This window comes from Arsenicibacter sp. R0_47 (genome assembly GCF_057652235.1).
Genome location: NZ_JBYFCJ010000026.1, coordinates 59,194 through 72,872 on the forward strand (window position 1 = coordinate 59,194; position 13,679 = coordinate 72,872).

Annotated in this window: 5 protein-coding genes; all 5 read right to left on the bottom strand. The window is 56.7% G+C overall.

Annotated features, from left to right (window positions below; genetic code table 11):
• Positions 1–43 precede the first annotated feature (43 nt).
• Positions 44–1,645 (bottom strand): hypothetical protein, encoded by a 1,602-nt coding sequence (locus tag AC23NW_RS28370; protein WP_487453814.1) that lies wholly within the window; start codon positions 1,643–1,645, stop codon positions 44–46.
• Between the two features lie 217 nt (positions 1,646–1,862).
• A complete protein-coding gene (locus AC23NW_RS28375) occupies positions 1,863–5,177 on the bottom strand; it encodes a fibronectin type III domain-containing protein (protein WP_487453815.1) in 3,315 nt (1,104 codons plus the stop codon).
• Positions 5,178–5,242: 65 nt separating this feature from the next.
• On the bottom strand, positions 5,243–9,235 hold the full coding sequence (locus AC23NW_RS28380; protein ID WP_487453817.1) for a hypothetical protein: 3,993 nt from the start codon (positions 9,233–9,235) through the stop codon (positions 5,243–5,245).
• 10 nt (positions 9,236–9,245) lie between these two features.
• Entirely contained in the window at positions 9,246–10,658 is a 1,413-nt protein-coding gene (locus AC23NW_RS28385; protein WP_487453818.1) for an FG-GAP repeat protein, read from the bottom strand.
• A gap of 383 nt (positions 10,659–11,041) precedes the next feature.
• A complete protein-coding gene (locus tag AC23NW_RS28390) occupies positions 11,042–13,630 on the bottom strand; it encodes a glycosyl hydrolase (protein ID WP_487453820.1) in 2,589 nt (862 codons plus the stop codon).
• Positions 13,631–13,679 lie beyond the last annotated feature (49 nt).

Sequence of the window (13,679 nt, forward strand, 5' to 3'; positions counted from 1 at the left end):
CGGTTACCGGTGAATAGGTTTGTCCGGGGTATAATCCCCCGAATCAGCGTTTCATCAACCGGCGTTTAATCGCCTGGTTTTCGGCCTTCAGTGCATCAATCTGTTGTTGGTAATCCTGTTTCTGCGCTATGATGTACAGGGTAAGCTCTTCTATTTTCTCAAGGAGGCGCGCACTCATCTGCGTTGCATCGATTCCTTCGGCCGTCATCGTTGCCGCTGACGGAATACCCGGCAGGTGGCGATGGGTTTCTACATATCCGGCCACCTCTGTGAGCGGCCGCAGCCGATAGCCCGGCGTAAAGACATGGTCGGCCCACTCGGCGGTGGTTGCCGGTTGCAGCCGGTAGCGGGCAAGAACCGTTTCGCCCTCAGCATCAACAGTCAGAAACTGATCGGTATAGCCCTGCCGGTAACGGGTATTTGACAGGGAGCTGAATTTAAGTTTTCCGCCCGCCCCGCGAACGTTGATAATGCCTCTCACATCGAGCGGGTACTGGGGCGAGTCGGTGCCGATACCAACATTCAGGCTGGTATTCGCGGGGTCCCCAAGGACAATGGCATTGCTGACGGCCACCCGCGCGTTATAGCCGATGGCGGCCGCATTGGTCAGACCCGGACTCAGTACATCCGACGAAGCGCCTACCAGCGTATTGCGCGAACCCGTGGTATTGGCGTCGCCGGCCTGATAGCCCAGATACACGTTTTGACCGCCCGTAGAGGTAGCGGCCCCGGCCGATGCCCCCAGAAACGCATTCCAACTACCCGTGGTGATGGCGTAGCCTGCCCGGTTCCCGACAAAGGCATTGTGAGCGTTCTGGACCCCTGACCCCACGCCATAGCCAGCCTGCACACCGACAATCGTATTCCAGCCGCCATCGAGATTATACCCTGCCTGATAGCCCAGATAGGCATTATCAAAGTTGGAACTACTCCGGAAACCAGCCTGATAGCCAATATAGGAGTTATTATTACCCGAAATGTTGTTGTATCCGGCCTGATAGCCGACAAAGGAATTTCCCCCGGTGATATTCCGGTAACCGGCCTTACTGCCAATCATGGTGTTCCCGACGCTTGTTGTCGCCGTGTACCCCGCCGAATCCCCGACCATGACATTGTTATCGCCGGTTGTGTTACTTAAACCCGCTCTTACGCCAATCAGGACGTTGCTGTAACCCGTTGTGTTGTTGGCCCCGGTTTCATGGCCGACAAAGGTATTGGAGGTACCCGTCGTATTATCGTAACCGGCAAAGTAACCCAGCATGGTGTTAAAGCCTCCTGTCTGCGTACTCCCCCCCGCAAAAGCACCCATAAAAACGTTCGCCTGAGCACTTACAATACTGCTGCCTGTCCCGTACCCGACCAGAGTATTCCAGCTGCCCGATGTGGCACTGAATGCTGTAACATAGCCGAGGGCCGTATTGCCGGTACCGGTGGTCATTGCTTGTCCTGACTGCCGGCCAATGAGGGTGTTAAACCAGCCGGTCATGGTTGTATTACCGGCGCCTACACCAAGCATTGTGTTGTCCATGCCCGGCGTAGCCAGTACGGGGCTGACAATACGGAGATTGTTCTGGGCCATTGTTACGCCTGCCGTTATATGAACAACCGCCAGCATCAGGAAAAGTCTGTACATTATTCGTTTCATAGCCTGAGAAGGTTTGACTTTGTGGTCCTGTTAAACTAACCAATTTATCTGTACCTGTTAACGGGTATTGTATTACCGGTTATTTACTTTTTATACATCCAATTCCGGATCAACCGGAGCATGAGCTGTTTTTCGTCCGGAGCGCTGAATTGTGATAGAGCATTCCGGGAATCGGGGCCGACGAAACGTATAAATACCCTTGTCTGATTGCCTTCCCTCAGGGCTGCAATACCAAACGGGAGCCGGTTGCCAGGCTTACCTTCCCCCCTGTCCCGTAGCTTAGTTTGCGGATAGTTGCCGTGGCGTTGACAGGGACCGTAACCGGATGCGCCACCACCACCGCATCGGTACTCACCGGAATCCGGTTACAGGACCATACCGCCGGATCCAGCCAGCTACCGGCTTTCAGTGTCGTCATGGCCGTGCAGGAAACCGGCCTGAAATAGCGGGAATAACTAAACTCCGACGACTGCCCTCCGGCACACACCGTCCGGAGCTGCCATTCATAAAACACGTTGGTTGTCAGGCCGGTCAGGCTGTATGCGGCTCCGGTCAGGGCTGCTACGGTGGTCCATCCTGCCGCGCCGTAAGGTCGCCACCGGAGTTCGTAGCTGACGTCGGGGCCCGCCTCCGACCATTCGAGCCGGACGGATGTGGGAGATAACACCGTCCATGTCAGAATCGCCGGTGCGGAACAGGTGGTATAGATGTAGTCGCTGTTGGTGTAGGCACTGCTTTCCGTCGGCGAGCACACTGTCCGTACCTGCCATTGATAGCTCAGGTTATTGCCCAGCCCCGTAATATCATAATAGGTGTTGGTGGTTGATGCGGGCGCCTCGGTCCAGGTAGTTGTCATATTCAGGCGCCACCGCACCTGATAGGTCAGGCCCGCCAATCCTGTCCAGCCGACTCGCGCCCCCGTTGAGCTGGCCGCCAGCATTGTCAGGTTGACCGGCATACCGCATTGCGCCGTGAACGTGCGCGGAGCACTGTAGGCCGACTGGCTATTGTCCGGACACCGGCTCTGTACCTGCCACTCGTATACACCACCGGCAGTAAGTCCGGTTAACCGCAGGCTGTTCAGAGTTAATGCCGGCTGCGTTTGCCAGGTAGCCTCCCCCTGTCTCCGCCATTGGAGGTCGTAGGTCACAAGCCCCCCGGGGCTGCCCCAGAGCAGATCTGCCTGTGTGGGGACGGTCAGCTCCCGGAGATCAAACGGCACCGCACAATCCATAGTAAAGGTCCGCACGGGCGACCAGGCAGAGGTCTGCCCGTCCGGACAGTTCGTCCGGATCTGCCATTGGTAGGTTTGTCCATACGCCAGGTCTGTCAGTGTAGGCTGTACGTAAAGCCGGCTAATCTGCGTCCACGTGCTAGCCGAAACCGGCTTCCATTGTATATCATACGTATTGCCATAAATCCGGTTCCAGTCGAGCTGCACCGAAGTGAGCGTTTTATTAACTTCTGCCAGGTTAAGCGGGGTTGGGCAAGGTACTGTTACCGTAACAGTATGTGCTGCCGATACGATGCCGCACACCTCGTTTGACACCGACAGCGTATAGACGGTTGTTACCGTCGGGGCCACCGTCAGGCTGACCGGCGTACTGTACAGATCATATAAAAACACACTACTGAAATCAGAGCCGTACAGATAGACTTTCCAAGGCTCACGGCCGGTGATGGTCGCCGTGAGCGTCACCCGCTGGCCGGCCGTAATTGTTTGCGAACCCGTCAGCGTCGCCGTGGGTGACGGTTCCAGCATCAGCACCGGACTATCGTTGCTGACCAGTGCCGGGCTGGTCGACACGATCCGTATCCGGTAGGTTCCGTCGAGGTTCAGGTTGTCCGGAATTGTGGCCGATAACGGCAGGATGGTCGTTTCGGCCAGCGTGGTTGATGCCGCAAAACTTCCGGCCGCATCAGACAGCAACACCCGGAAGCGGTTTGCCGGTCCGAACACACCGCTCGTCGCCACCGGAATCGTTACGGCTTTACCCGTGCAGAACATTCGTGTTGGCCAGGCAGTGATGGAGAGACTCACCGGCAGGTTGTCCGGCAGAATCATCACGCCGTAATCTTCTACCTCACCGGGTCCGTAGGCCGCATGGCCCGGCAACAGGCAGGCAGTGGGCAGGGACGTACCAGGGTCAGCCACAACACGCAGCCGCAGGTAAGTATGCTGTACGGCCGTAACCGGAATGGTCACCAGCCCGCGTACCTCTTCAACACCGAAATTACCGTTGCTGGCTCCGGTATGAATCCGCTCGGTGTTTTCATCAAATACGCCGTCGTTGTTATAATCCAGATAAGCCCTCCGGTTGACGGAGCGGGAGTTAGTGATAAGCGAATACGTAGCCCCCGCCGTCACGATGGTTTTCCGCGTACAGGAAAAATCGGTGTAGTGCCCTTCATGGAGCGGCGCTTCGCCCGACGAATGGTCCAGATTGCCAAAACGCACCCGCGACAGGCCGGTGGTATACTGCCCCGTCGGCTGTCCGGTGGCGATGGAACAACTAACGGGCCGCAGCACTTCCTGAGGCTGTGGCGGTGTCAGGTACGGCGAGCCTATCAGCCCGGGCATTACGGTATAAAGCGCCGTCCGCATCCGGGTCAGCTGCCCCAACGTAAACCGGTTGCCGCAGGAATAGCTCATGAAGTTGTACAGGATACTGCCAAACGGTTGTCCGGTGCAGGTGTTCAGGTGGGTATCGTTACCGCCACCCTGGCACTGATCGTCCAGCTTATGGGGAGCGGTATCGGTTACCCGGTCGCCGTCTTTTTCCGGATTGGCATTGGGCGGGCAGACAAATACGCCGGGCGTATCGGTCTCACTGCCCTCAAAGGTGTGATATAGAAAAAACACATGGCCCATCTCGTGCGTCAGCGCGCCCATCTGTCTGTAGTCGCAAACTATATCCCCGCCAAATGATGCATACGCCGATGCGCCGATCATTTTATTGACCAGATGAATGGTGATGAATTGCCGGCTATCGGCCGTACCGCTGCTGTAGGCCGGCGTGAGCTTACGCAGCTGATTTTCCACGGTAAAGTCACCGTAGACAATACCGGTACTGGCATAGTCGGGTACGGCACTGGCATTAACCCGGACGATTCCACCGAACGACTGGCATGCGGGCGTCCGTTGCGCCAGCGTAAACTGCAACCGGGCATTGGTGCCGGCGGGAGTAGCCCCGACCCCGGCAAACCGGTTATTCAGCTGCGTCAGCTGTGCCTGAATGTCTGCCTCCGATACGTTGGTTCCGCTACCAACCGGTTCCCCAAGGTGATAGACCACAAACATAACCGGAATGACGTGGTTCGTCGTCATATCCATACCGGCTTTATCGAACGTCCGCTCATCGACCCGCCTCACCATCCGGCGGTAAACGCTGTCCGTCTGTAGTTTATCGTTGTGGATGTTTCGGGTACCGCAAGGTTGATCCACGGTTTGGGTCCGGGCGATACCGGCAGTCAGAATAACTAACATACAGGTTAAGGCGCTTGCAAGCAGACCCGGTTTCAGCAGGTGCATATGGTTGTCAGATTAGTGGTATAGTCGTTATCAGCAGTCATTAACACGTTCCGGCGGTTGTCTAATCAGTTTTGTCCCAGCCGCAGCCGCCCGGTGGCGCCAACCACCAGGCGGCCCTGATGCTGCACCGTTTTGCATATACCTGTTGCGCCCGCGCCGATGGTGATTACATGGCCGGCAGCGATCGTCACCGTATCACCCGCCGCCGGAATACGACCGCAGCTCCAGACGGCGGGATCGGTCCAGTTGCCGGTCTTGACGGTGATCATGGACGAACAACTACCAACGGTTACCACCACCGAGGCCGCATCGTCTTCGCCATCGGTGAAACCGGAGTTCGGCGTAGAGTCAACATCCCACACATACGATGACGGATTCAACGGGGCTGCCACCTGCGCCTGAACAAGTCCCGTACCATTGCTGATAGCACGGGCAGTGAACGATAACGGCACACTGCTGCCCGGCAGGATGGGCAGATAGTCAAGCATCGTAGCATCTCCGGTGTTGTCCACTGTCCATTGCGGAATGTGGCTCAACCGGCCGTTTACCAGCCGGAGGGTATTACTCCCCACAAAACTGAAATTGGCAGGAAGCACCACATCCACATACCCCTGAGCGGTGTTGTAGCCTGGTGGGTTGGTCAGCGTAACCGTAAACACAACATCCTGCCCCACAGTCGCGGTGGTCCGGTCGGCCTGTATGCCCAGACTAACATCAACAGACTGCACCTCAACCGTAGCCGTCACGGCCGGTGAAAACGTAGTCCGGCCACACTCGTTCAAGGCCGACACCAAGCTGTAGGTCGTGGTTTTGGCCGGACTGACACGGGCCTCCCAAATGTCAGGCCGCTGCGTGGCGGAGGTCGTTAGCGGGCCGGGCAAAACCGTTGCTGAAAACGACCCCGACTGACCCATTGCCGTCCTCAGATAAGCATATTCTCCCCGATCAGGATGAAGCATGCGGTCATAGGGTGACTTGAAAGGCAAATGCTGTACGGTCAGCGACGCACCCGCACCCGGCGGAGCGTTAAGCCGTACAATGACCCGGTTACTCGTATAGCGACAGCCGTTCGCGCCCAGGGCCTGCACCCAATATGCCCCTGAAGTAGTTACTGAGTAGCTGAAACTATTGGCCCCGGTGAGGTTAGAAAAGTCACTTACCCACGTATAGCTGGTCAGGCCCGATGGCACGCTGAGGGTCAGGCTGCCATTGGTGCATTTCAGTAGTGGCTGACTACTGGTCATGGCCGGACTCACCGTAAATGACAGGGCCGGACAGGTATTAACGTTGACCCATTTACTGACCGAATAATACTGCCCGTCGCTACCTAAACCCGAAACCATGACTTGATAGGTACCACTTTGCGCAAATGTATAGGGCGATGTAATTTGGGTCGATGCGCCGACCGTCGGGACATCCGTAAGGTAATAGATCGGGGTATTCAGGTTGGTTGCAAATGTGGCTGTCAGCCCATTGACCGTGTACGTAAAATCAGGGATGAAATACGTAAGACCGGGATGTGTACTAACACTAACGGGGTTCGATGGCTCGCCGGCACAGCCTGCCGTCGGGAACTGTTCGGAATACAGCGTGGTCACCCTGGCGGTGTAGGTGCCTGAGGAACTGACGGGTAGCGTGGCCGTGAGAAAATTTTCGTTGTAGGAAGCATAGATTGTCGTAAGTGCATCAAAAGGCTGTCCGTTCCGGTACCATTGAATGGTAAAATAGTCACTGGTAAGACCAATTGGCTTACTGGCCCTCAGGCGCAGCGACCAGGCGTCGTAACTATCGTTTGCGACCGTCAGTGTAGCCACCGACGGGGTGGTACTCACCACATCAATCGTTTTCTCAATGGGTCTGGTGCACCCCGGCAGAACAGGATACGCCTTAAACGTATACGTGTTCGGGTTAGCATTGGTAACCGTTACACTGTTGGTCGTACTGACCTGATCCCAGTCGGTGCGCCACCATGCTACACTGGTAATGCCCGTACCGCTCACGCTTCCCGTCAGGACAACCGGCTCAGCAGCACACTTAACGATTTTGCCTGTACTGGCGGGGTATGGTTGTGGGGTAATGGTTAGCGTGGGCACAGGCAGGATGCTGATACTAACGGGCGGAAAGGTAACAGGACAGCCCAGATGGTCAACGGTAAGCCCATACTGCCCCGATTCGGTGGGCACCAGCGGATCAAGCATACGGATGGCTGATCCTGTGACTTTCCCCGGCGTGTAGGCCTGACCATTCCGGGTCCACGTATACTGTGCATCGGGAGCATAAAACCGATCGGGTAGCCTGATCTGCGGCCGGTCGTAAAAACTCTGCTCAGACTGGCAGATCGGGTTGCGGCCCGTCAGTATAAGCTGAGGATTAGATTCAGCCCCGTACACATTAATAAAGAGATCGTTGTCGTTGGGACCCATGGTACCGCAACCGTTACTGACCTGTACACTGTACCGGCCGATCCGGGTGGCCGTATAAGTCTGACTGGTTGCCCCGCTTAGCACCGTCCACGGGTCAGGCAGGCCATTTGCCTGCCAGTCAGGATTGTACTGATACCATTGGTAGGTGAGCGATGCGGGCGACAGATCGGGAAGACCATAGGGCACAATCCGGGCCGTAAGCTTCACGGCATTGACACCCGTACCCACACACAGGGCAGGCAACCGGTCAGGTTCGATAAAGTTGCGGGTGGTATTGTCGATCCCCGGCCGGATGGTCAGGGGGCCTGAGTAATCACTGGCTACGTATGGACTGGTACTGATTACCCGCAACCGAAAACCAGTCCCCGACAGGTCGCGGGGCATATCGAACGTAACAGTCCCGTTGCTCACATACCCATCTACCCACTGATCGCCCTGTCCCGTTGGACCAGTCAGGGCGACCCGGAAGTTATAGTCACCGTTCTGATTCAGAAACGTACCGGTGGTACTGAAGGGCACCGTTATACGGGTACCGGCACAAAGCGTGGCTGACGGGAGGGCGCCGAGTGCCACCCGTAGGTTATTTCCCCCCGTATTGACCGTCACGGTTGCCGTGCCGCTGCCCGGATTGCTCTGTAAGCCACAGTCCGATGATACACGCGTAACGAAATAGCGGGTAGTCTGACCAGGCCGGACAGTAATCGTCTGAGTTGCGGTACCGAGTATAAGCGGAGACGAACCGTTGTACACGAAATCAGACAGATATACCGCCAGGCCATTGATACCCCCGTAGGTATTACTAGCAGGATTCGGACGGGTAAGGGTAATGGTTGCGGTCTGGTTCTGGTTGATGGTGGTGCTGCCGCTCACGTTAACGGCTTCGGCGGTGGCGTTACCAATCCGGGCAAAGCCGATGTCTTCCATCGTTGCACAACTGCTTTTGGTTGCCCGCACTGTAAACGTACCCGGCAGGGTGGTTGAAAAAACCGTTCCGGTCTGACCGGCGACAGGAAGCCCGTTGCTGAACCACTGCAGATCGGCCTGTCCCCGGTTTCTCAGTTCAAAGCGCGCCGGGCTTCCGGGACAAATCACTTGCCCGTTGCTTGCCAGATCCAGTTGCTTTACCCGGAACTCCGACTCCCCGACGATGGGAATACTACCCGGCGAGGCAATGGTAAAGGGTGCGCTTACCGGGCTGCAAACACTACCAACGCAGATTTTCAGCCGATAGCCGTTTCCGGCCGGCAGCATATCCTTCCACGCCGACAGGTCGATCAGGTCATAGTATGTACCGTTTGACCGGATTTTGCTGTATAACACCCGCAGTTGCCGGGTAAAGGAGCCGCCGGCATCAGACAGGTATCCGTCAACAAGCACATCGGCAGCCGGAAAGCCCGTCAGATTATACCCAATCTGGGTACTGCCACCGGCACATACTGTTGTGACATTCAGTGCGGGGGTGGTAAAGGTAATGCTTTGCCCGTAAAGCAGGGAGGGCAGAAGCAAGAGTAGCAGTAAACAACGCAATACCATAGGCGAAAGCCGGAATATAGGGTTATACCGTTGAGAGATTTCCTGAGAAAGGCCGGACAGCAGGCGATCCTGCATGGCACGATCAACATTGGTTATATGCATGTGCAACAACTCATTCCACAGTCCCGAATGCTACCTTGCCTCTATAATTCTGAAAGCCCGGCCCGCCGATAATGAATACGCCGTTGGACAAACAAACAGAAAACCCGTTTTGGGTAGTGGCCGGTGCATTGCCGGTTATTTTCCGAAGCTGTGTCCAGCTACTGCCAGCGCGTACAAACACATACGCTGCCCCCTGTCTCGTACTGCCGCCCACAGCAGCGCCGGGAGCACCCACCAGCACATAATCTCCGGAAATCGAGACACTAAAGCCAAAACTATTACCCGGCTCCCCATCACTGGCGGCGAGTACTGCTTGTAAGACCCAATTAACTCCCGATCGTACGAATACAAATGCCAGTCCCGTATTCGTTCCCTGTCCAGGTTGCCCAACGACCGCATACGTACCTGTTATGAAAACATTTCTACCCAGGTTGCTTTTCCCTGAACTTTCGTTGTCAGCGAGTTTAGCCTGTTGTGACCAGCTACTGCCAGATCGCAGGAATACATAGGCCGAACCGGCATCAATTAAGCCCGACGCATCATTGTACGGAGCACCAACCAATACATAATCCCCTGAAACAGAGACACTCGACCCAAAAAAATCATTGGTTGCACCATCGCTGGCGGTAAGCTTAGCTTGTTGATTCCAGCTACTGCCCGAGCGCACAAACACATATGCCGAACCCTGATCAGTATTATTACCGATATCATCACCTGAACTACCAATCAAGGCATAATCTCCGGAAATCGAGACACTCATCCCAAAGTTATCATTGATCATACCATCATTGGCAATGAGTTTGGCCTGCTGTATCCAGGTACTCCCCGAACGCACAAACACATACGCCGAACCTTTGCTGTTATCGTCCGCACGTGAACCTATCAGGGCATAATCACCCGAGATGGCCACGCTGGCACCGAAAAAATCAGCCGCGGCACCATCACTGGCAATAAGGTTAGCTTGCTGTACCCAGGTACTCCCCGAACGCACAAATACATACGCCGACCCCTGAACGCTAATGCCCCCGACTTTATCGTTAGGTGCTCCCACCAGCGCGTAATCTCCGGAAATCGAGACACTCAAGCCAAAAAAATCACCCGGCTCCCCATCACTGGCAAACCGGTCAATCGGAGCAGGATTGTTGTACGTATCGGTGGAAAGAGGGAGCCAGTTCTGTCCGTCAAACAGATATAATTTACCTTTATCCAGATCGAACACCAGGGCCCCTACCTGTGGATTGGCAATGGCCTGGCGCTGCGCCGAAGTCAGCCGGGGCGGATAAAAGGCTTTGTTATTAGCCGGGCTTTTCAGGTCCAGCACCGCTGAGGGATGAGGGGTACCTCCCATGCCAATCTGCGCGAACGCCACACGGCCGGTCAGGACAAAGGCTATTGTAATTAGGATAATACTGAGGGGTTTCATGTGAGATGTGTTCAATTAACCGCCAGACAAAACGGGTTTACGTATTAATCACCGACAAACAGCCAGATCTTTTTTGCTGGTAAAATTGGGGAAGCGGCACGAACCAACCGGTCATGGAAAACCATGATTTTGCCTCATGGTTTTCCATGTTTTTGCGGGCAAATACGCAATCGGGAAAGGCCGCCTGCACACAAGGTGTCGTGTGGTCAGGGACGCGGGGGGATCGGGAGGGGGGGGAATGACCGGCCACGCCGGTAGTCAGGGACGTCTGCATCACGGGGTATGTCTGGTTGCGGAATCAAACATACGGGTGCAAAATCGCCCGGTATTGTAAAAATGCGACATCCGGTCCTGGTCAGCAGTCCGGATGTCGCAGGGGGTATCTAGTCATTGGCCAGTACGCGCACCGGCCCGAGCAATCCCGACGGCATCGGCTCCCAGCGGGCCGCATCGAACGGCTTGTAGGTAATGTCGACAATGTTAATGTCGTAAAACTTCTTCCAGGCCGGTTGCTGTTTGTCGCGCAGGCGCATGTAATTGGCCGACAGGTTGGTCACCTCGATCTTCAGCTGGTTGCCGGTCTGTTTCAGCCAGCCCGCCGGTATTTCCAGCTCAAACGGAATCGACCAGGCAAGACCGGCGTCGTGGCCGTTGATCCAGACGCGGGCCGTTTCGCGGACATCGCCCAAATCGAGGCGATAGGTCGTTTTGGCCTGCGGCGCGGCGGGCAGGTCAAACGTGGTGGTATACATCGCCTTGCCGGAGAAATAAACCGCCGAGTCGCCGAGGGCCGGCCACGACGTCAGCTGCGCCAGCGTACGCGTCCCCGACAGCGCCGGTTTGCCCGCACCGAACGACAGTGACCACGGGCCGCTCAGCTGCATCAGCGGACGGAAGGTGGTCGTCTTCTGCACTTTCGGCACAATGGAGGGCGAACCCCACGCATCTGAACTCACCAGGCTGCTCAGAAAACACGACTGCCCCGGCAACAGCCGCAGCCAGACCTCATCGCTGCCGTCTGTTTTTTTGCGGGTAATCAGCATTTCGGTTTTGTTGGTCAGCGGATCAAACCGCTGCGACACCGGCCGGTTCACCGTCACCCATCCTTCCGTAAACCGGTTGTTCAGGTTAGCGACGAAATACAGGGCCGCGTCATCGGCTTTTTTCCGGATAAACGACAGACCGTTCGCCCCTAACGCTTCCGGCAGCACCTTTAACCCCGTCAGCATGGCCGGTACATCGGCAGCCACCCGAACGCCCGGCCGTTTGGCCAATGCCTGCCCTATTGTTTTGACCGACGCATTCCGGCGGGCCGCATCGCGGAAACCCGGCGCCAGTTGCGGCAGGTTTTTCTCAAAAACAATCGTAGCCCCCTGCCCTGCCAGCCGCGCCAGCTGCTGCATGGTGCCTTCAGGCATATACCGGCAGTCGGGCACCACAATTATGCGGTAGCTGCCGCCTTTCGACACAATCCGGCCGTTGACAACCCGTAGGTCCGTCAGCTGTGCATCCGAAACGGCATCGAACGTAAAGCCTTGCTGCCGGAATTGCTCACACAGTTTGCCGAACGGCTGCGGCGACAGCCACCGCTCCACATGGTGTACGTCCAGCTGCTGAATGCCGCCCTGCGACTTGCCCGGCAGCGCCCAGATGTCCTGCATCGGGAAATACACCAGCAGATCGTTGTCGGGCCGGCTCGCCTGCAACCGCGCCTGCGAACGCTCCACGTAGGCATTCAGTTCGGGGTATTCGTTCCAGAAGTGGGTCGAAGGGCTATAGTTGGTCGAGGCGTAGAAAAGCCAGCCCGGCCACGCCTCACCGGGCGGCGAATAGGTGGTGCCGTGGTAAAAAATATGGTTGATCCCCGCCGTAAACAGCTCATCGATCTGCGGTTTTATCTGCGACAGCGACACCTTGAAGTGGTTGGCCAGCCAGGTCGTGGTTTCGGAGCTGACCAGCGGTTTGCCCAGCAGGTGCGCGGGCGACGACGCCAGTTTCATGGCCAGTACGCTGGGGTTGCCGAAGCGGTCGGGTTCGTAATCGGGATCGACCCGCAGACCGGGAATCGGGAATTTGCTGGTGCCGAACGATTCGGTCTCCGGAATATCGGCCAGGGCATACAGATCCAGCAGGTTGCCCGGCGAGCCGTGGGCCTGATTGCGGGTCAGGTAGCCGTTCCGGCGTGCCCAGCCGGTCCAGGTCGTGGTAAACTGATCGAGCAGCAGCTCGGCAATGGTCTGGTAGTAATCCTGCCGCACCCGCACGCTGGCCTCGGCTATGGTCGTATCCAGAAATGCAGCTTGCTGGCTGTTGAGGTCGTAGCCGCGCCGCTTCCGGAACTCGGGCAGGAACTGGTCGGTCCAGTTGGCGCCGTAGATTTCATAGGAGTCGTTATACATGGCCCGCGGCTTTTCGGCCAGCGGAATCAGGGTCGAGTCGAAGCGGGTCAGGTACTGCCGCACCGCTTGTTTGTCGAACGGATCAACCACGAGACCTGCCCCGCCGGGTGCCGGGCGTTTCACCTGCTGCCGGGTGGGTACGCTGGTCAGTTTGCCATCGGCCAGCTTCCACTGCTTCGCCCCCATCGCCGGTGTCACGTTGGGCCCGCCGAAGGGCCAGCCGGTCCCCGTAGTCAGGTCAACACCAAGGCGTAAACGTTTGGCTTCCTGCACCGTAAACTGAAAATGAGCCAGCCACTCCGGCCCGAGAAACGGCTTAAACTGGTTTTCGTAGCCTTTTACCCCGTAAATCGGAATGATGTGTACGCCACCCAGACCCGCTTTGGCAAACTGTTCGAGCTGGCTTGTAATGCCCTCGCGGGTGACGCCGCTGCCCATCCACCACCAGTAGGTCCACGGTTTGGCCGTGTTCAGCGGCTGCGCCGTCAGGGGTTGGGTAAAGGGTCGCACAAACGCAAACCCCGCTAGAAACAGGAAAAGAACAGCCTTTTTTCGGATTCGGGTCGTAACCATGGCAATCGCCTGATGAAGATGGGTTAATTGAAAATTTGTGTAAACATAA